20 protein-coding genes are annotated in these 18,034 nt (G+C 68.9%); 10 read left to right on the top strand and 10 right to left on the bottom strand.

Going from position 1 to position 18,034, the window contains the following annotated elements:
* Nucleotides 1-94 precede the first annotated feature (94 nt).
* On the top strand, nucleotides 95-1,174 hold the full coding sequence (locus tag DC434_RS01505; protein WP_116633505.1) for a LacI family DNA-binding transcriptional regulator: 1,080 nt from the start codon (nucleotides 95-97) through the stop codon (nucleotides 1,172-1,174).
* 505 nt (nucleotides 1,175-1,679) lie between these two features.
* Here DC434_RS01505 and DC434_RS01500 read toward each other — a convergent pair.
* From DC434_RS01500 to DC434_RS01485, 4 genes are all read right to left on the bottom strand, one after another.
* A complete protein-coding gene (locus DC434_RS01500; protein WP_116633504.1) occupies nucleotides 1,680-3,026 on the bottom strand; it encodes a dihydrolipoamide acetyltransferase family protein in 1,347 nt (448 codons plus the stop codon).
* Between the two features lie 22 nt (nucleotides 3,027-3,048).
* Nucleotides 3,049-4,014 carry an alpha-ketoacid dehydrogenase subunit beta gene (locus DC434_RS01495; protein ID WP_165807986.1) on the bottom strand — a complete coding sequence of 322 codons (966 nt, stop codon included), beginning with the start codon at nucleotides 4,012-4,014 and terminating at the stop codon, nucleotides 3,049-3,051.
* Nucleotides 4,015-4,025: 11 nt separating this feature from the next.
* Complete coding sequence (locus DC434_RS01490) at nucleotides 4,026-5,153, bottom strand: thiamine pyrophosphate-dependent dehydrogenase E1 component subunit alpha (RefSeq protein ID WP_243408749.1); 1,128 nt, start codon at nucleotides 5,151-5,153, stop codon at nucleotides 4,026-4,028.
* Between the two features lie 105 nt (nucleotides 5,154-5,258).
* Nucleotides 5,259-6,326: a histidinol-phosphate transaminase gene (locus tag DC434_RS01485; protein ID WP_116633501.1), complete on the bottom strand. Its 1,068-nt coding sequence runs from the start codon at nucleotides 6,324-6,326 to the stop codon at nucleotides 5,259-5,261.
* Between the two features lie 63 nt (nucleotides 6,327-6,389).
* On the opposite strand from DC434_RS01485, the gene DC434_RS01480 reads away from it, so the two are divergent.
* Genes DC434_RS01480 through DC434_RS01470 form a run of 3 tightly spaced genes read left to right on the top strand, consistent with a single transcriptional unit; the run spans nucleotide 6,390 to nucleotide 7,418 of the window.
* Nucleotides 6,390-6,596, top strand: a complete 207-nt coding sequence (locus DC434_RS01480) for a ribbon-helix-helix protein, CopG family (protein ID WP_116633500.1) — start codon at nucleotides 6,390-6,392, stop codon at nucleotides 6,594-6,596.
* Nucleotides 6,593-6,979, top strand: a complete 387-nt coding sequence (locus DC434_RS01475; RefSeq protein WP_116633499.1) for a Fic family protein — start codon at nucleotides 6,593-6,595, stop codon at nucleotides 6,977-6,979. Before DC434_RS01480 ends, DC434_RS01475 begins: the two co-directional genes overlap by 4 nt.
* A gap of 34 nt (nucleotides 6,980-7,013) precedes the next feature.
* Entirely contained in the window at nucleotides 7,014-7,418 is a 405-nt protein-coding gene (locus DC434_RS01470) for a phage holin family protein (protein ID WP_116633498.1), read from the top strand.
* A gap of 129 nt (nucleotides 7,419-7,547) precedes the next feature.
* Here DC434_RS01470 and DC434_RS01465 read toward each other — a convergent pair whose 3' ends face one another.
* Together DC434_RS01465 and DC434_RS01460 are read right to left on the bottom strand one after the other, a co-directional pair.
* On the bottom strand, nucleotides 7,548-8,837 hold the full coding sequence (locus DC434_RS01465) for a hypothetical protein (RefSeq protein WP_116633497.1): 1,290 nt from the start codon (nucleotides 8,835-8,837) through the stop codon (nucleotides 7,548-7,550).
* A complete protein-coding gene (locus DC434_RS01460) occupies nucleotides 8,834-9,097 on the bottom strand; it encodes a hypothetical protein (protein ID WP_116633496.1) in 264 nt (87 codons plus the stop codon). The genes DC434_RS01465 and DC434_RS01460 overlap by 4 nt, the downstream gene beginning before the upstream one ends.
* Nucleotides 9,098-9,212: 115 nt before the next feature.
* Here DC434_RS01460 and DC434_RS01455 point away from each other — a divergent pair, with 115 nt between their 5' ends.
* Nucleotides 9,213-9,752: a low molecular weight protein-tyrosine-phosphatase gene (locus DC434_RS01455; RefSeq protein WP_207769868.1), complete on the top strand. Its 540-nt coding sequence runs from the start codon at nucleotides 9,213-9,215 to the stop codon at nucleotides 9,750-9,752.
* Nucleotides 9,749-11,131, top strand: a complete 1,383-nt coding sequence (gene purB / locus DC434_RS01450) for an adenylosuccinate lyase (RefSeq protein ID WP_116633494.1) — start codon at nucleotides 9,749-9,751, stop codon at nucleotides 11,129-11,131. Before DC434_RS01455 ends, purB begins: the two co-directional genes overlap by 4 nt.
* A 151-nt stretch (nucleotides 11,132-11,282) precedes the next feature.
* Here purB and DC434_RS01445 read toward each other — a convergent pair whose 3' ends face one another.
* Genes DC434_RS01445 through DC434_RS01435 form a run of 3 tightly spaced genes read right to left on the bottom strand, consistent with a single transcriptional unit; the run spans nucleotide 11,283 to nucleotide 13,813 of the window.
* On the bottom strand, nucleotides 11,283-12,716 hold the full coding sequence (locus DC434_RS01445) for an MFS transporter (RefSeq protein WP_116633493.1): 1,434 nt from the start codon (nucleotides 12,714-12,716) through the stop codon (nucleotides 11,283-11,285).
* 51 nt (nucleotides 12,717-12,767) lie between these two features.
* A complete protein-coding gene (locus DC434_RS01440) occupies nucleotides 12,768-13,121 on the bottom strand; it encodes a hypothetical protein (protein ID WP_116633492.1) in 354 nt (117 codons plus the stop codon).
* Nucleotides 13,118-13,813, bottom strand: coding sequence for an acyl-CoA synthetase (locus tag DC434_RS01435; protein WP_116633491.1), 696 nt, complete (start codon nucleotides 13,811-13,813; stop codon nucleotides 13,118-13,120). Before DC434_RS01435 ends, DC434_RS01440 begins: the two co-directional genes overlap by 4 nt.
* Nucleotides 13,814-14,126: 313 nt before the next feature.
* On the opposite strand from DC434_RS01435, the gene DC434_RS01430 reads away from it, so the two are divergent.
* Nucleotides 14,127-15,059 carry a hypothetical protein gene (locus DC434_RS01430; protein ID WP_116633490.1) on the top strand — a complete coding sequence of 311 codons (933 nt, stop codon included), beginning with the start codon at nucleotides 14,127-14,129 and terminating at the stop codon, nucleotides 15,057-15,059.
* Here the strand turns inward: DC434_RS01430 and DC434_RS01425 are convergent.
* Entirely contained in the window at nucleotides 15,047-15,886 is an 840-nt protein-coding gene (locus tag DC434_RS01425; protein ID WP_116633489.1) for a sulfurtransferase, read from the bottom strand. The genes DC434_RS01430 and DC434_RS01425 overlap by 13 nt on opposite strands.
* A gap of 103 nt (nucleotides 15,887-15,989) precedes the next feature.
* Between DC434_RS01425 and DC434_RS01420 the strand changes: the two genes are divergently transcribed.
* The 3 genes from DC434_RS01420 to DC434_RS01410 are packed head-to-tail and all read left to right on the top strand — an operon-like array spanning nucleotide 15,990 to nucleotide 18,019.
* Nucleotides 15,990-16,874, top strand: a complete 885-nt coding sequence (locus DC434_RS01420; RefSeq protein WP_165807963.1) for a DMT family transporter — start codon at nucleotides 15,990-15,992, stop codon at nucleotides 16,872-16,874.
* A 27-nt stretch (nucleotides 16,875-16,901) separates the two neighbouring features.
* Nucleotides 16,902-17,561, top strand: a complete 660-nt coding sequence (ribA, locus tag DC434_RS01415; RefSeq protein WP_116633487.1) for a GTP cyclohydrolase II — start codon at nucleotides 16,902-16,904, stop codon at nucleotides 17,559-17,561.
* On the top strand, nucleotides 17,561-18,019 hold the full coding sequence (locus tag DC434_RS01410; protein WP_116633486.1) for a MarR family transcriptional regulator: 459 nt from the start codon (nucleotides 17,561-17,563) through the stop codon (nucleotides 18,017-18,019). The genes ribA and DC434_RS01410 overlap by 1 nt, the downstream gene beginning before the upstream one ends.
* Nucleotides 18,020-18,034: the final 15 nt, after the last annotated feature.

Below are 18,034 nucleotides of genomic sequence, written 5' to 3'. Positions count from 1 at the left end.
CGTCGGTATACGCTGTCCACCGAATGCCAAGAGTGCCGTAACAAGTCGGGTAACTGGCGAATGAGGCCGGGCATCTGACGGGAGGGGATCGAGCATGAGTGGCAACGATCACCTTCATGCTGCGGTTTCACCCGACTTCTCCGACATCCCTGCCGAACTCAGCGCGAGGATTGAGCGCCGGGGTGCATCGACGATCTACGACGTTGCAGCACTGGCTGGGGTGAATCCGTCCACGGTGTCTCGCGCCCTTACCAAACCTGGCCGCATCAGCCAGAAGACGGAGACCCGAATACGGGCGGCGGCGGACAGACTCGATTTCCAGTTCAACCCCATGGCCCGGGCCCTACCGACAGGGCGAAGCCACACGATTGGGGTCCTAGTTGCCGACATCACGAACCCGGTAATCTTCGGCATCATACGAGGCGCAGAACAAGCCGCGTCTGAGGCCGCATACACGTTGGTCATCGCAGAATCACAAGAGTCTGAAGCGGCTGAGATCGAGACCATTCGGCGGCTTCTTCCCAGTGTTGACGGACTCATCCTCGCGACCACGCGCCTTCCGGACGCAGCGATCTCAGACATCGCCGCGCGCCGTCCGGTCGTGGTGCTGAACCGCTCCGTCGAGGGGGTTGCGAGTGTGCTGCCTGATGTTCGCAAAGGGGTCAGCGAGCTCTTCGATCACCTTGTTGCGCTCGGCCACAGTTCGATTGCCTACGTCGCCGGTCCAGCGACGTCCTGGATCAGCCAGCAGCGGTGGAACGAGTTGGTGGCCAGAGCCGTGGACGCCGGCGTATCGGCGGTCGAGATCGGACCGAATCGGCCCACCATCGAAGGCGGTATCTCCGCATTCGACCGGGTATCTGCCGCACAGCCAACCGCGGTTGTGGCGTTCAACGACCTGCTCGCGATTGGACTCATGCAAGCGGCCGCGAGCAGGGGCGTCCGCGTACCGGAGGGCATCACGGTAGCCGGGTTCGACGACATCTTCGGAAGCGAATTGATCGTTCCGGCGCTAACGACTGTCCGGTCTCAGCTCCCCACCGCCGGAGCGCGTGCAGTTGGTCATCTCCTCGCTGAGCTCGGAGTCGACGGTGCGCAGAGCCAAATCGATCAGCTTCTTGACACCTCATTGGTCATCCGGGGATCGAGCGGCCGCCGCCTCGGCCCCGCCTGAGCCGGCTCGGCGCATCGCAGCTCTCTCAAGCCGAGAACTGCGTCTCCGTGATGCATGCGACGACTCGTCGCTACGATGAACGCTCCGCCCGTCCTCGCCTTAGCTATAGCGGTTGGGATATAGACGTCGGCCAAGCGCCTCTTCCAAGAGAGCGATGGTCCGAAGATCTGGCCACGTTGCGCCAGCCAGTATGTGGCGGATAGTGCCTTCATCGACGTGCGCGGCTCGCCCCACGGCCCGGAGGCTCTGATCTCCGATGGCAGAGCGAACGTTCAACGCGAACAGCCGGGCGGTTTCCGCGGCGTGGTCGAGTGACGGGCCCACCGGCCAAGAAGGCGTCATATCGGCGGGCGAGGGGCGGGCGTTTCGTGGCAACTCACACCCTCCGTGAGACAATTACGAGAGATCCCAGTGTTCTCATGGCGCAAGTCCCTGATTCGGCGCACATGGTCTGGCTCGGATCAACTTCAACCGTCATCTGGATCATTTAGGGCGACGTCTCACATCAGTCGACAAGCAGCGCCGGCTCCTCGAGCACGGATGCCACGTCGGCGATGAACCGGCTCATGCCGTCGCCGTCGATCACACGGTGGTCGAAGGAACCCGCGACCGTCGTCACCCAGCGGGGACGCACCTCGCCGTCGACGACCCACGGCTTCTGGCTGATCGTGCCCATGGCCACGATCCCGGCCTCGCCGGGGTTGATGATCGGCGTGCCGGCATCCATCCCGAACACGCCGATGTTGGTGATCGTGATCGTGCCGCCCTGCTGGTCGGCGGGCGAGGTCTTGCCCTCGCGGGCCGTGACCGTGAGGCGGTTGAGCGCGCGGGCGAGGTCCTTCATGCCGAGGTCCTGCGCGTCCTTGATGTTCGGCACGAGCAGGCCGCGCGGGGTGGCGGCCGCGATGCCGAGGTTCACGTAGTGGCGCACGGAGATCTCGGCCCCGGCATCCGTCTCGATCCACGCCGCGTTGACCATCGGCGTGCGGCGGGCCGCCCAGATGACGGCGCGCGCCATGATCAGCAGCGGCGAGACGCGGATGTCGGCGTAGTCGGGCGAGGCCTTGAGACGCTTGACGAGCTCCATCGTGCGGCTCGCGTCGATCTCCTTCCAGACCGTCACGTGCGGCGCGGAGTAGGCACTCTGCACCATCGCCGACGACGTGGCCTTGCGCACGCCCTTGACCGGGATGGACTCGGTGCGTCCGTCGTCGCTCGCGCCGGCGGGAGCCGGAGCAGGGGCGAGTCCACGGGCGAGTCCGGCCGGGGCGCTCTGCGGAGCGGGAACCGTCTCCTCGCGCACCTCGCCCCACTCGGGGGTCTCGATGTTGCGGAACACGCTCGCCTGGGAGGCGTGCTTCACGACGTCGTCACGCGTGACCTCGCCGTCGGCGCCGGTCGGCGTGACCGCGGTGAGGTCGACGCCGAGGTCACGGGCGAGCTTGCGGATCGGAGGCTTCGCGATGACGCCGACGGATGACCGCACGGCGCGCTCGGCCGGGCGCTTGCGGCGCGAGGTCGCTCCTCCCCCGGTGCCGTAGCCGACGAGCACGGAACCGCCGCCCTCCTCGGGTGCCGGGGCGACCGCGACCGCGGGCGCTGCAGCGGCATCCGCCGTGGTGAAGGCGATGATCGGCGAGCCGACCTCGACCGTCGTCCCCTCGGCCGCGAGCAGCTCGCCCACGACGCCGGCGTGCGGCGACGGCAGCTCGACGAGCGACTTCGCGGTCTCGATCTCGCAGATCACGTCGTTGATCGCGACGGTGTCGCCCGGGGCGACCTTCCACGACACGATCTCGGCCTCGGTCAGGCCTTCACCGACATCGGGGAGGTTGAAGTTCTGCGTGCTCATGAGGATGCCTTTCGGAACAGCGTCAGTAGGCCAGGGAGCGGTCGACGGCTTCGAGGATGCGGTCGGCATCCGGAAGATACACGCCCTCGAGCTTCGCGGGCGGGAACGGGGTGTCGTAGCCGGAGACGCGCAGCACCGGAGCCTCCAGCGCGTAGAACGCGCGCTCCATCACGGTCGCGGCGATCTCGCTGCCGAGGCTCGTGAAGCCCTGCGCCTCCTGCGCGTAGACCATGTGACCGGTCTTGCGCACCGAGTCGAGGATCGGCTCGTAGTCGACCGGCGACAGCGATCGCACGTCGACGACCTCGCAGCTCGTGCCCTCGGCTTCGGCGAGCGCCGCGGCCTGGAGCAGCGTCGTGACCATGGCGCCGTGGCCGACGAGCGTGACGTCGCTGCCGGTGCGCACGACGCGCGAAGCGTGCAGCGGGGCGGCAGAGGCGTCGAGCTCGACCTCGCCCTTGGGCCAATAGCGGCTCTTCGGCTCCATGAAGATCACGGGATCGTTCGAGGCGATCGCCTCCTGGATCATCCAGTAGGCGTCGTTCGGCGTCGACGGCGAGACCACCCGCAGCCCCGGGGTGTGCGTGAAGTACGCCTCCGGGCTCTCCTGGTGGTGCTCGACCGCGCCGATGTGCCCGCCGTACGGGATGCGGATCACGATCGGCAGCGAGAGCTTCCCCTCGTGCCGGTTGGTCAGCTTCGCCAGCTGCGTGGTGATCTGGTCGAACGCGGGGAACACGAACCCGTCGAACTGGATCTCGATGACCGGACGGAAACCGGTCATCGCGAGTCCGATCGCCGTGCCGACGATCCCCGACTCGGCCAGCGGGGTATCGAGCACCCGCTTCTCCCCGAAGTCGCGCTGCAGGTGCTCGGTGACGCGGAAGACGCCGCCGAGCTTGCCGATGTCCTCCCCCATCAGGATGACCTTCGGGTCGTTCTCCATCGCCTTGCGCAGACCGGCGTTCATGGCCTTGCTCAGGGGCATCGTCTCGAGAGTCACAGTGCTCCTCCCTCGAACGACGCCTCGTACTTCGCCTGCCAGGCCTTCTGCTCCTCGATCAGCGGATGCGGATCGCTGTAGACGTGGTCGAACATCCGGCTCACCGGCGGCGGTCCGAGCTCGACGGTCCGGGCACGCAGATCCTCCGCGGCATCCGCGCCCTCGGCATCCGCATCGTCGAAGACGGAGGCCGCAGCTCCCCGACCCTCGAGGAAGGTGCGCATGCGCACGATCGGGTCGCGGAGCGCCCAGATGTCCTCCTCGTCGGTGTGCCGGTACTTGGTCGGGTCGTCGCTCGTGGTGTGCGCGCCGAGGCGGTAGGTGACCGCCTCGATCGCGCGCGGACCCTGGCCGCTGCGGGCCTCGTCCAGCGCCACGCGCGACACCGCATAGCTGGCGAGCACATCGTTGCCGTCGACCCGGACGCTCGGGATGCCGTAGCCGGCGCTGCGCTGCACCAGCGGCACGCGCGACTGTGTCGTGACCGGAACCGAGATCGCCCAGTGGTTGTTCTGCAGGAAGAAGACCGTGGGGGCCTGGTAGCTCGCGGCGAAGACCATGGCCTCGTGCACGTCGCCCTGGCTCGAGGCGCCGTCGCCGTAGTAGACGATGACGGCCTCGTCGCGATCGGCATCGCCGGTGCCGCTGCGTCCGTCGAAGGACAGGCCCATCGCGTAGCCGGCCGCGTGCAGCACCTGCGAGCCGAGCACCAGCGTGTAGAGACGGGTGTTGCCGTTCTTCGGGTCCGTCGGGTCCCACCCGCCGTGCGAGACGCCGCGCATGAGCTTGATGATGTCGAGCGGGTCGACGCCGCGGATCCGCGTCACCGCGTGCTCGCGGTACGACGGGAAGATCGTGTCCTGTGCGCGCGCGGCACGGCCCGATCCGACCTGTGCCGCCTCCTGGCCGCGGCTCGGCGGCCACAGGGCGAGCTGCCCCTGACGCTGCAGGTTGGTCGCCTGGGTGTCGATGGCGCGGATGACCACCATGTCGCGGTAGAACTGCTCGAGCTCTGCATCGCTGATCGCCTCGATCAACGGCAGATACTGCTCGGCGGCGGGGCTGGGAGCGTAGCGGCCGTCCTGATCGAGGACGCGGACGAGTTCAGTCTCAGACGAGGTCACATCCTCACGGTACCCGCGCCGGCATGCCCGGTCACGCATACCTAGGAGGCCCTCGTATCTCCCGGGAAACCGGAGAATCGGGGCGGAACGACGCGCGACGCGAGCTCAGCGGGCGGCGGCCGCGACCTCGAGGACGCGGGCGATGGAGCCCTCTTCGCCCACGGAGATGCGGATGCCGTCGCCGGGGAACGGCCGCACGACGAGGTCGTTCTCGATGAAGGCGGCGGCCACCTCCTCGGTGCTCTCCCCCGTCGGCAGCCAGACGAAGTTCGCCTGCGAGTCCGGGACGTCCCAGCCCTGCGCGCGGAGGCCCTCCACCAGGCGGGTGCGGCGCTCGACGATCACGGCGACGCGCTCGAGGAGCTCCCCCTCGGCGTCGAGGCTCGCGATCGCAGCGTTCTCGGCGGCGGACGTGACCGAGAGCGGGATGCCGGTGGTGCGCGCGGCATCCAGCACCTTCTCGTGTCCGATCGCGTAACCGACGCGGAGTCCCGCGAGCCCGTAGGCCTTCGAGAAGGTGCGCAGCACCACGACGTTCGGGTGCTGCTCGAAGACGCGCTCGGCGAGGCCGTCGACCGCGTCGGACGCCGTCACGAACTCGGCGTACGCCTCGTCGAGGATGATGAGGACGTCGGCCGGGACCCGCGCGACGAACGCGGCGAACTCCGCGCTCGTGACGATCGGCCCGGTCGGGTTGTTGGGCGTGCAGACGATGATCGCGCGGGTGTGGTCGGTGACGGCATCCGCCATCGCGTCGAGGTCGTGCCGGGAGTCGGCCGTGAGGGGCACCTGCACCCCGGTCGCGCCCGCCACGAGCGGGAGGCTCGGGTACGCCTCGAAGGAGCGCCACGCGTAGATGACCTCGTCGCCCACCGACGCCGTCGCGAGGATCAGCTGGTGCAGGATCGACACGCTGCCGGACGCGACGTGCACCTGGTCGGCCTCGACCCCGTAGCGCTCTCCGAGCCGCGTGCGCAGACGCCCGGCGGTCGCATCCGGGTAGCGGTTGATCGGCGTCGTGCGCTGGAGAGCGTCGAGCACCGACGGCAGCGGTTCGAAGGGGTTCTCGTTGCTGGAGAGCTTGAACGCATCGGGACCCGCCTGCCTGCCCTGCCGATACGGCGCGAGCGCAGCGATGGCGGGGCGGATGCGGGGCAGGATCGGCTCGGTCACATCGCCAGTCTAGAAGTCTCGGGGTCCCGGGTTCCGGGGGATAGCGAGTGGTACCATTCTGGTATGGCTATGACCGTGCGGCTCCCGGAAGAACTCGATGCCCAGCTCGAGGCGATCGCCCGCGCCCGGCACACGTCGAAGCACGCGGTGATCATCGAAGCGGCGACGCGATTCGCGAACGACACCTCGCGCACCGCACTCGTGAACTCGGCGGTCGACTTCGTCCTCACCAATGACAGTGCACTCCTGGAGCGTCTCGAAGACGCATGACCGAGTACCTCACTCTCGAAGACGGACTCCTCATCGTCGACCGGCTCGGCTTCCACGTGCGCGACGCCGGGCTTCTCGCGTCCGCGCTTGCCCGCCCGGCGGCATCCTTGTTCGGCGATGATGCCTACGGGACGATCGACCGAAAGGCTTCTGCGCTGTTGGAGTCGCTCGCTCGCAACCATCCCCTTTCCGACGGGAACAAGCGCACGGCGTGGACCACCTTCGTCGCGTTCCTCTGGATCAACGGCTGGAAGCACAACTTCGCGACCGACGATGCGTTCGACCTCGTCGTCGGCGTCGCGTCCGGAGAGATCGACCTCGATGAATCCGAGCGGCGCATCCGAGCGCATCGCATTCCACTGCAAGGGACGTCCGCTTCCTGACAAGCGCGGGCGGGCGTGCGACACTGGACGCACTATGCGCTTCATCATCCGCGTCGTCGTCAACGCCTTCGCCCTCTGGGTGGTCACTCTGATCCCCGCCCTGCAGGTCGTGATCACCGCGTTCCCGCCCGGCGAGACCCTTCAGCTGGTGCTGACGCTGCTCGCGGTTGCCGCGATCTTCGCGATCGTGAACACCATCATCGGCACGGTCGTGAAGATCGTCGCCTTCCCGCTCTACATCCTCACGCTCGGCCTCATCGGGCTCATCATCAACGGCTTCCTGCTGTGGCTCACGGCCTGGATCACGAGCGGGTTCGGCTGGGGCCTGACCGTCGGCGACTTCTGGTGGGGCGTGCTGGCCGCGCTCATCATCTCGGTGATCAACGGCATCTTCGGCTTCATCCTGCGCCCGCAGACGAAGAAGCAGCGCCGCGACTGAGACGGAGTCGGTCAGCCGCCGACCGCGTGCAACCGCAACGGACTGATCTCAGCGAGGAACGCGAACTCGCGATCCCGCTGCAGGAGCGGAACATCGCGACGGATGGCGACGGCGGCAATCAGCCATCTCTCACCGGATGCGCTCCGCGTGATACTCGGTGCGCTCGACCGAGACGGCTTCGCCCAACCGCGTCCAGTAGTCGTCGAGTGCGACAGCCCGCGGGTCGTCTGATTCGTCGATCATCTCCGCGGTCTCGAGGTAGGGCTCGAACCTGTGCGGCGCGAGCGCCAGATCCTGGATCCCGGGATTCGGATCGGCCACCCGGGTCGCGATGAAGCTGTCGGGCGATCCGCTGCCCGCGGGCGATCCGCCGCCGGACATGCTGCCCACGACGTCGTCGGTGTGCAGGATCTGCACGGCCAGCTGGTCGTCGCGGAAGGTGCCGACCGTCGGGCTGCCCGCGGTCGCGACGAACTCGACATCGAAAGAGCTCTCCATCGCCATGTGCACCGCGATCATTCCCGCCTGAGAGTGGGCGACGACGCCGATGGTGTCGCCGGATTCCGCGCCCGCGGCATGGAGCGCGTCGATCACCGCCTGGTACGACGCCGACTTCTCACCCGTGTACAGCTCGGCGTTCGACTTCATGTCCCAGGGTTCGGGCCCGCCGGCCTGCCAGGGCACGAAGTTCTGCGTGCCCTTGAGATACACCATGTACTTCGTCGACCCGTCGTCGAAGCGGAGCTTCTCGACGGCCACCTGCGCACTCGCGTCCTTCGGCATCCTCTCGAAGGCCCCGCGAAGGGTTGCCGGAGGCGCATCCGGCGTGGAGGACTTGACGGTGGTGACGGACACCGGCTCGACATCGCCCTTGAGCGTCATGCCCGGCAGCACATGGCCGAGCCGCGCGGTGGTGCCGATGAACGCGCCGATCGTGAAGAACGGCGGGAGGAGCTCACCCATGTCCCACTGCGTGTCGAGCCCCTCGAACCGCTCGTTCTCCCACTGGGCGACGAGCTGGTCCGCCATCGCGCCGATGCGCGCGTCGGCGGCCACCATCCGATCGATCCGGGCCTCGAGCGCGGCAGCGGCAGCGGCGTCGGTGTGCGCCAGCGCCTCGGCCTCGGCGCGCAGTTCGACGATCTCGAATGCATCCGCCATCAGCAGCGTGCCGATGCTGGCCTCGTCCACTTCGGATCGCAGCGCGCCGATGCGATCGCGGCTCGCCTCCAGCGCGCCGACGTCGACCTGCTCGGCGAAGCCCGGTGCGCCGACGATGATCCCGCGAGCCCGCATGACCGCGTCCCGCGCCTCCTCGAGATGGGATGCCAGCGACGTCATGCGCCTGCCCACATCGCGCATCGCCTCGGTGTCGACGGCGATCGCACCTCCGTGATCGATCTCCAGGTCGCCGCTCATCCCTGCACCACCGCCTCCAGCTCCCACGCGCGCACCTGCAGTCCGCCGATCTCCGATCCTGTGCCGTCCTGGACGCGACCGAGCAGTTCGTGAAGCGCCCTGACCCCGTCCGACTGCCAGTCGGAATCGTCGACGAGAGCGACCAGCGCGGCCCCCGCCGATTCGAGCGCGGTGATCGCGGCGTCGATCTCTCGCCGCGCGGTCGCCCACGCCCAGAAGGCGTCCGAGGCGTAGGCCTCTGCATGTGTGAAGGAGTGCATGCGCCCAGCATCCGTGATCCACCACTCCCATCCGACCCGGAACATCCGCAGCGGTGGAGAGCCGGTATGCCGGCGCCCGCTGTGCAGGACAGCCGACGCCAGGCAGAATGGACGGGTGACTTCCCCGGATCCCTTTCGCGTGATCTTCGTCTGCACGGGGAACATCTGCCGGTCTCCCATGGCCGAGGTCGTCTTCCGCGACCTCGCCGAGCGGCAGGGACTCGGGTCCCGCATCATCTCGCGCAGCGCCGGCACGGGTGACTGGCACCTCGGCGAGCGCGCCGACCACCGCACGATCGACTCGCTCGCTCGGCGGGGCTACGACGGGTCCCAGCATCGCGCGCGGCAGTTCACCGCGGCGTCCTTCGCCGACAACGACCTCGTCGTCGCGCTCGACCGCACGCACGAGCGCATCCTCCGCGAGTGGGCCCGCGACGAGGACGAGGAGGGCAAGGTCACCCTGCTGCTGGCCTTCGATCCGGATGCCTCGACGCACGACGTACCCGACCCCTACTACGCGGGCGCCGACATGTTCGATTCGGTGCTCGGTATGATTGAGGCGTCGACACGGGGCCTGTTCCGCCAGCTCGAACCCGCCCTTCGTCTCCCCCGCACGCCCCGGAACTCCGGGGCCTCATCAGGAGGACTCCCCTGACTTTCCAGCCCTCGCTCCCGCCGCAGCCCCTGAGCCCTCTCGACGGCCGCTACCGCGGCGCCGTCACCGGCCTCGCCGACTTCCTCTCCGAGGCCGGACTGAACCGCGCACGCGTCGAGGTCGAGGTCGAGTGGCTGATCGCCCTCACCGACCGCTCGCTGTTCGAGACCACACCGCTGTCGGATGCCGACAAGGAGCGTCTGCGCGCGCTGTACCGCGACTTCGGCCAGGCCGAGATCGACTGGCTCGCCGAGAAGGAAGCCGTCACGCAGCACGACGTCAAGGCGATCGAGTACCTGGTGCGCGACCGTCTCTCGACGCTCGGGCTGGATGCGATCGCCGAGCTCACCCACTTCGCCTGCACGAGCGAGGACATCAACTCCGCTTCCTACGCCCTCACGGTCAAGCGCGCGGTCGAAGAGGTCTGGCTGCCCGCTCTCGACACCGTGATCGCCAAGCTCCGCGAGCTCGCGGTCGAGCACGCCGACGCCCCGATGCTCTCCCGCACCCACGGCCAGCCCGCGACGCCGTCGACCATGGGCAAGGAGATCGCCGTGTTCGCGTGGCGCCTCGAGCGGGTGCGCGGTCAGATCGCGGCATCCGACTATCTGGCGAAGTTCTCGGGCGCGACCGGCACCTGGTCGGCGCACCTCGCCGCCGACCCTGACGCCGACTGGCCGACCATCGCCCGCGAGTACATCGAGGGCCTGGGGCTCGGCTTCAACGTGCTCACGACGCAGATCGAGTCGCACGACTGGCAGGTCGAGCTCTACGACCGGGTGCGTCACGCCGGCGGCATCCTGCACAACCTCGCCACCGACATCTGGACGTACATCTCGCTCGGGTACTTCGCGCAGATCCCGGTCGCCGGCGCCACCGGCTCGTCGACGATGCCGCACAAGATCAACCCGATCCGCTTCGAGAACGCCGAGGCGAACCTCGAGATCTCGGGCGCCCTGTTCGCATCGCTCGGACAGACGCTGGTCACCAGCCGTCTGCAGCGCGACCTGACCGACTCGACCACCCAGCGCAACATCGGCGTGGCCTTCGGTCACTCGCAGCTCGCGCTCGACAACCTGCGCCGGGGTCTGAACGCGATCTCGCTGTCGCGCGACGTGCTGCTCGCCGACCTCGACGTCAACTGGGAGGTGCTCGCCGAGGCCATCCAGACCGTCATCCGCGCCGAGGTCGTGGCCGGCCGTTCGACGATCAGCGACCCGTACGCCCTGCTCAAGGAGCTCACCCGCGGACACCGCGTCGGCGGCGCCGACCTGGCGGAGTTCGTCGAGGGCCTCGAGATCGGGGACGCCGCGAAGCAGCGCCTGCTCGCTCTGACTCCCGCGACCTACACGGGCATCGCGGAGCAGCTCGCGCGCTGACCAGACCTCCGACTCAACGCGGCCGAGCAGACCACGTTCACAATTCAGCAAGACCGTGGGCGTCGGGACCGGACGTCCCCGTCTTTCCCGGGCGAGGTTCCGTCCCGACCTGAGTCCTGACTGAATACCGCACGCCGAGCCGGCTGCGGATCTAGTCGTCGACCTCGCCGGAGCGCTCCGGCACCGAGTCCTTCGGCATGAAGGCGGCGGCGATCAGCGTGAGCACGGCGGTGACGGCGACCGCGACGAACACCCAGACGGATGCCGAGATGATCGTGTCGGGGTCTCCCGGTCCGCGACCCTGCGCGATCACGGAGTTCGAGATCGCACCGAACACGGCGACGCCGACGGCGCTGCCCGCCGACCGTGCGAACGCGTTCATCCCGGTGACCGCGCCCCGCTCGCCCCAGCCGACCGAGGCCTGTGCGGCGATGAGGGTGGGGGCGGCGCTCCAGCCCAGACCGAAGCCGAACAGGAACGCCACCCCGGCGATCACGAACGGATTCGGCCACGGTGACACGGCGGCGAGCGCGATGGCCGCGATCGTCGCGATGCTCATCCCGATCAGAGTGGTGCGGCGGAAGCCGATCCGCAGGTAGAGGCGTCCGGCGTTCGCCGCTGAGAGCGGCCAGCCGAGGGTCAGCGCCGCGACCGCGAGTCCGGACAGCAGCGGTGCGATGCCGATGGACCCCTCCAGGTAGGCGGGCGCGAAGCTCGTCACTCCGATCATCAGCGCCCCGACGCCGAGCGAGACGATCGTGGTCGTGAGGATGAGCCGCCTCCGCGCGAGGCGCAGGTCGACGATCGGCTCGGGCGTGCGGCGCTCCACGAGCACGAACGCCGCCAGGGCGAGGATGCCGATGCCGAAGCAGAGAGCACTCTGCACCGAGAGCCACGCCCAGGCGTTGCCGCCCTCGAGCATCCCGAGGATGATGCCGGTCAGTCCGATGGTGAGCAGTACCGCTCCGGCGTAGTCGATCCGGTGCCGCTGCGTCTGCTTCTTCTCGTGGTACTTGCGCAGCAGCATCCATCCGGCGATCAGACAGAGCGGGATGTTGACCCAGAAGATCCACCGCCAGGCGTCCAGCTGCGCGAAGATGCCGCCCAGTGCCGGACCGACGACCGACGAGACGGCCCAGACGCTCGCGACGTAGCCCTGCACCTTGGCGCGCTCGGCGACGGTGTAGATGTCGCCGACGATCGTCATCGACATCGGAGCCACCGCCCCCGCGCCGAGGCCTTGTATGACGCGGAAGACGATGAGGGCGGGCATGCTCCACGCGAACCCGCAGAGGATCGAGCCGAGCAGGAAGAGACCGATGCCCAGGAGGATGATCGGCTTGCGCCCCACCGTGTCGGCGAAGCGCGAGTAGATCGGCACGCTCACCGCCTGCGCGAGCAGGTAGACGGAGAACAGCCACGGGAACTGCTGGTAGCTGCCGAGCTCGCGGACGATGCTGGGCACGGCCGTCGCGAGGATCGTGGCATCGATGGCGATGAGTCCGGTGGCGAGCATCAGCGCACCGAGGACCGGTCCGCGTGCCGAGCGCAGCCCGATGGAGGCGCGGTCGACGGAGGCAGTCACTCTAGGCACAAGCCCCGCGTCTCCAGGAGTATTCCGGATCGCGAAGAACGGTCAGGAGGAAGCGGGGCGAGCCGGCTTGTCGGTGCCGGAGTCCTCGTCGGGCTCCGCGTCGTACAGCACCGGACGGTCGATCGTCTTGGTGACGTCGGCCGGATCGACGGCGAGGATCAGCATCGCGAGGATCAGCAGGGTCGCGATGAACGCGCCGCCGCCGACGACGAGGCCGAGTGCGACCGGCGTCAGGCCGTCGTAGCTGCCGTCCGCGATCGCCGAGTTCACCCGCGCGGTGAAGGCGCCGGTGGAGACCAGGGTGACGACCATCGCGAAGATGCCGCAGCCCAGCGCGATGCCGAGCAGGTGCAGCGGACGCAGGATGTCCCGCCGGGTCGGCTTCTCGTCGCTCATCGCTCTCCTCCGCGCTCGGCCGAGGCTGCGCTCTGATCGGTACCGGATGCCACGGCGCGGTCAGCACCGGCGGCAGCGGACGCTGCGGCGAGGTCGTCGGCGGCGGCATCCGCTCGCTTCGGGGTGAGGCCCGCGATGCCGAGGAAGACCGCGACGATCGCGGCGTAGCCGCCGAACATGCCGACCCCGAGGATGATGCCGGAGAGCAGGAAGGTGCCCGCCTTGTCGATCGTGTACTCCTGCACGAATCCGGCCGGGATCAGCAGGAGGACGACACCGAGGAGGATGCCGAGCGCACCGATGGTGATCGCGTCACGCGCGAGCGGGTCGGCCGTGCGGCGCGCGCGGATGCCGGCGAGGAGTTCGACCCCGCCGGTGACGATGGCCCAGACGGAGACCACCACGAAGAACAGATCATCCGACCGCCAGGCGGGGATGCCGCTCGCCATGCCGGCGATGACGCCGAGCGCCGCGAGCAGGACCTGCGGCCAGCGCGACCCTTCCGGCAGCACCAGCCACGCAGCCAGCACCTGCACGAGCGCCGTGACGAACACGAAGCCGCTGAAGACGGAGAGCCCGACCGGGGCCGAGTGGTCGGAGGAGAACGTGATCATCAGCGCGGCGACGGCGGCGAAGAGCGCGCGCAGCAGTTGCACGTGTCGCATGGTGAATGCGCGGGCAGGGGCAGACATGACGATCCAGAGTCCTCCGGGGTGTTCCTCCCAGTCTACGCGGGGCCGCGAAGCCGCGGAGCCGCGCGCGGGAGCGCACGGGAGGGGTGTTCGTGAAGCCCGGTGGATCTCCCCAGATCGATCACCGGGCTTCACGACGAACGCAGTAAGGGGGCGTCACTGCGTGAGACTGGTCGTACGCAAGGTCGGGCACCCTGCCCTTCGACGACACAGTCGATCGACCCCACTCGCCCACCCGGTCCCCTGAGGTGCGCGTGTGCGGTCGTATGCTCACTTTAGGACGATGGCCTTCACATACCGGAGGGGTGGTGTGATGAGTTTCGAATATGACGATCACGGGTCCTCCTCGGAGGCGTTCGCCGGGGCCCTCCGCAACGCCATCAACGCGAAGGACGTCACTCTCTCCTGGCTGCAGCGGCAGTTGAAGCGTCGGGGGAACCGCGTCTCGATGGCGACGCTCAGCTATTGGCGCTCCGGCGCCCGGCGACCGGAGGGCGCACAGTCCCTGGCGGCGCTGGCCGACATCGAGCAGCTGCTCGGCCTCGACGATGACGCCCTGGCCGGGCTCCTCCCGTCCACCAAGCGGACGGGCCCCCTCGGGCCGAGTCAGTTCCCGATCGACCAGCACGACCTCGAGACAGCGGTGAAAGACGCGTACGCCGCGCTCGGAGCCCCGTATCCCGACCATTCACGCGAGATCACGACGCACTCCGTGACCGACGTCGACGCCGACGGCAACGTGTCGTACTGCATCACGAGGAGCGTCCTCCAGGCGACGTCCGGCACGATGACGGGCACCCCCTTCCTCGAGCTGACGCCCGGCACCCGCACCCCCTCGCCGATCTTCCGCGCGGTGTCGGGAGGACGCATCGCGGGAGAGTACTCGCATGCCGGCGGCGAGGTCCACGGCGTGCTGTTCGAACTCGACGCTCCCCTGTCCGCGCCCGACACGACGATGGTCGAATGGTCGGTCGAGTACCCGCCGGACTATCCGCCGACGCGCGAGACCGGCCACGGCGTGGCCCGGCAGTGCCGCGAACTGCTGGTCTGGGTGCGGTTCCATCCGAATGCGCTGCCGGACTGGTGCGAGGAGCGCGTCGAGACGGCATCCGGGATCACGATCACCCCGGTGACGCCCAACGGCGGCGGGTCGGTGCACCTGGTCCACCGCGCCTTCGGCCCGGGCGCCGTGGAGCTGCTGTGGGGGTACGGCCCCCGCGATGACGCCGGTGATCAGCCGGGCTGATCACCCGTCGCCACCGGACGACCCGGCGTGTTCGACCACTGGCTCCACGACCCGGGGAACACCTTCGCGTCGATGCCGACCTCGCTGAGGATCAGCGCCGTGTGCGCGGCCGTGACGCCGGAGCCGCAGTACGCGGCGACAGGTGTGCCCGGTGCGACTCCGACGCCCGCGAATGTCGCGCGGACGGTCTCCGGATCGAGCAGGCGCCCCTCGGCGTCGAGATGCAGCATCGTCGGGAGGTTGCGTGCGCCGGGGATGTGCCCGGCCTGCGGGTCGAGCGGCTCGGTCTCGCCGCGGTAGCGCTCGGGAGCGCGCACGTCGAGCAGGACACCGGATGCCGGGAACGCGGCCGCCTCGTCGATCGAGAGCGCATCGCCGCCGATCTCCTCGAGCACGACCTCACCCGTCTCGGGGATCACGTCGTCGGTGGCGATGTCGAACCCGGCGGCCTTCCACGCGCGGAGGCCGCCGTCGAGCACGCGCACGTCGACGCCGGCCTGGCGGAGGAGCCACCAGGCGCGCGACGCAGCCGTGCTCTTGGCGTCGTCGTATGCGACCACGATGTCGCCGTCGTTCACGCCCCAGCGGCGCGCCGCCGCCTGGAGGGTCGCGGTCGACGGCAGCGGATGCCGACCCTCCGACGGCTCGCCGTGCGTCGAGAGCTCCGTGTCGAGCGAGGCGAAGACCGCACCGGGGATGTGCCCGGTCAGATAGTCGTCATGCCCGGCCTCCGGACGATCGAGTCGCCACCGCACGTCGATCAGGCGCACCGGGGCGCCCTGAGACAGGAGGTCATTCACCGCGTTCACGCTCACGAAGCTGCTCATCCTCCGAGGCTATCGAGTGGATCCGGCATCCGGCGCCGGCCCGTCTTCTCGCGTCACCGTCGGGCGGATAGGCTCGATCCGGCAACGTCGAGAAAGGGCAACGATGCCCTCTCGTCTTCGCTGGATGCGCTTCCGCCCGCAGGAGGCCGCCCTCATCGCCATCACCGCAGTATGGGGCAGCACGTTCCTGCTCGTGCACTGGGCCATGCAGCATTCCGGGCCGTGGTTCTTCGTCGGCGTGCGCTTCCTCATCGCCGGACTCATCAGCGTCGTGATCTTCCGGCGCGTCCTGAGCGGCATCCGGTGGCGGGACGTGGGAGCCGGCGTCGCGATCGGCGTGATGATCTACCTCGGCTACGGCCTGCAGACGTTCGGGCTGCAGACGATCGACAGCAGCACCTCCGCGTTCATCACCGCGATGTACGTGCCGCTCGTCCCGTTCGCGCAGTGGGCGGTGTTCCGCAAGCGCCCACCCGCCATGGCCTTCATCGGCGCGGGACTCGCCTTCGTCGGATTGGTGCTCATCGCCGGCCCCGACGCCTTCACGCTCAGCCTCGGCACCGGCGAGATCGCGACAATGATCAGCACCCTCCCGATCGCCGCGGAGATCATCCTCATCAGCGTGTTCGCCGGGAAGATCGACCTCGGACGCATCACCGTCGTGCAGCTGCTGACCGCCGGCGCGCTCGGGCTCCTGACCATGCCGGTCGTCGGCGAGGGGATCCCCGAGTTCTCCCGGATCTGGGTGGGCTGCGCAGTCGGGCTCGGCGCCGCCAGCTGCCTGATCCAGCTCACGATGAACTGGGCGCAGAAGTCCGTGTCGCCGACCCGCGCGACGATCATCTACGCCGGAGAACCGGTGTGGGCCGGGGTCATCGGGCGGATCGCCGGCGAGCGTCTGCCGGTCACCGCACTCATCGGTGGGGCGCTCGTCGTGCTCGGCATCATCGTCAGCGAGCTGAAGCTGATCCGTCGTCGGCGGGAATAGACGACCCGTCGACGCGTTGCATCTCGCATGATTGAAACTTCAACCGTCGTTCCGGTCGCCACCGAGCGCACGCGGGTACGCGTGCCGCTGCGCTTCGCCGACGGTTTCGCCACGACCGCCGATGTGGTCACGTTCGACGGACTCGTCGACGGCCGTGAGCACCTGCTGCTGGGACTCGGAGACTGGCGCGCGGCGATGGAGCGAGCGGATGCCGGTGGCGACGCACCGCTGGTGCGCCCGCACAGCGAGTGCCTGACCGGCGACGTGTTCGGCTCCGAGCGCTGCGACTGCGGCCCGCAGCTGCGCGAGGCGGTCGAGCGGATCTCGGACGAGGGCGGTTTCCTGCTCTACCTGCGCCAGGAGGGTCGCGGCATCGGCCTCTACGCCAAGCTCGACGCCTACGCCCTGCAGGACTCCGGCCTCGACACCTACGAGGCCAACGTCGCTCTCGGCCATGGCGAGGACGAGCGCGACTACACCGTCGCAGCCCAGATGTTGCGGGCCGCGGGGGTCGACGGCATCCGTCTGCTCAGCAACAACCCCGACAAGGCGGTGCAGCTCGAGGGACTCGGCATCCGGGTCACGGACCGTGTGCCGACCGGGGTGCACCTGTCGGACGCGAACTCGCGCTACCTGCAGGCCAAGCGCGATCACACCGCGCACACCATCGACCTGTCCGCCGCGTGATGGACGAGCGTCGGCTCGACGACGCCGAGATGGCGACGTGGCTGCCGACGATCCGGTTCGTGCAGCTGCTCCCGCAGGTTCTCGACCGCACCCTCAAGGCCGAGACCGGACTCAACCACGCCCACTACGCGATCCTGATCACGCTCGCCGGCCGGGGCGAGAGCACGGTCACGATGACCGAGCTCGCGCAGATCGCCGGGCTCAGCAGGTCGCGCCTCAGCCACGCCCTGGACTCTCTCGAGGAGCGCGGCTGGGTGGCGCGGTCGTCGTGCGGCAGCGACCGGCGAACGCTCTCGGCGACCCTCACCCCCGCCGGACGTGAGCTGCTGCGGTCGGCGGCGCCCGTGCACGTCGCGCAGATCCGCGAGCTGGTCCTGGGTCCGCTCAGCGACGAGGAGCGCGCGCAGCTCGGCACGATCCTCACCAAGCTGCTGCCCGGGGTGACCGCCGCTCTGTAGCGCCCGTGCCTCGGT

It is taken from the genome of Microbacterium sp. TPD7012, assembly GCF_003075395.1.
Taxonomy (GTDB): Bacteria; Actinomycetota; Actinomycetes; order Actinomycetales; family Microbacteriaceae; genus Microbacterium.
Note: the sequence above shows the minus strand (reverse complement) of the source record. Positions and strands in the feature narration are given on the sequence as shown.

Excerpts from the sequence above, each read along its gene's own strand:
- DC434_RS01505 (WP_116633505.1), top strand. The coding sequence starts at position 95 with ATGAGTGGCAACGATCACCTTCATGCTGCGGTTTCACCCGACTTCTCC.
- DC434_RS01500 (WP_116633504.1), bottom strand. The coding sequence starts at position 3,026 with ATGAGCACGCAGAACTTCAACCTCCCCGATGTCGGTGAAGGCCTGACC.
- DC434_RS01495 (WP_165807986.1), bottom strand. The coding sequence starts at position 4,014 with ATGCCCCTGAGCAAGGCCATGAACGCCGGTCTGCGCAAGGCGATGGAG.
- DC434_RS01480 (WP_116633500.1), top strand. The coding sequence starts at position 6,390 with ATGGCTATGACCGTGCGGCTCCCGGAAGAACTCGATGCCCAGCTCGAG.
- DC434_RS01475 (WP_116633499.1), top strand. The coding sequence starts at position 6,593 with ATGACCGAGTACCTCACTCTCGAAGACGGACTCCTCATCGTCGACCGG.
- DC434_RS01470 (WP_116633498.1), top strand. The coding sequence starts at position 7,014 with ATGCGCTTCATCATCCGCGTCGTCGTCAACGCCTTCGCCCTCTGGGTG.
- DC434_RS01465 (WP_116633497.1), bottom strand. The coding sequence starts at position 8,837 with ATGAGCGGCGACCTGGAGATCGATCACGGAGGTGCGATCGCCGTCGAC.
- DC434_RS01460 (WP_116633496.1), bottom strand. The coding sequence starts at position 9,097 with ATGCACTCCTTCACACATGCAGAGGCCTACGCCTCGGACGCCTTCTGG.
- DC434_RS01440 (WP_116633492.1), bottom strand. The coding sequence starts at position 13,121 with ATGAGCGACGAGAAGCCGACCCGGCGGGACATCCTGCGTCCGCTGCAC.
- DC434_RS01435 (WP_116633491.1), bottom strand. The coding sequence starts at position 13,813 with ATGTCTGCCCCTGCCCGCGCATTCACCATGCGACACGTGCAACTGCTG.
- DC434_RS01430 (WP_116633490.1), top strand. The coding sequence starts at position 14,127 with ATGAGTTTCGAATATGACGATCACGGGTCCTCCTCGGAGGCGTTCGCC.
- DC434_RS01425 (WP_116633489.1), bottom strand. The coding sequence starts at position 15,886 with ATGAGCAGCTTCGTGAGCGTGAACGCGGTGAATGACCTCCTGTCTCAG.
- DC434_RS01420 (WP_165807963.1), top strand. The coding sequence starts at position 15,990 with ATGCCCTCTCGTCTTCGCTGGATGCGCTTCCGCCCGCAGGAGGCCGCC.
- ribA (WP_116633487.1), top strand. The coding sequence starts at position 16,902 with ATGATTGAAACTTCAACCGTCGTTCCGGTCGCCACCGAGCGCACGCGG.
- DC434_RS01410 (WP_116633486.1), top strand. The coding sequence starts at position 17,561 with ATGGACGAGCGTCGGCTCGACGACGCCGAGATGGCGACGTGGCTGCCG.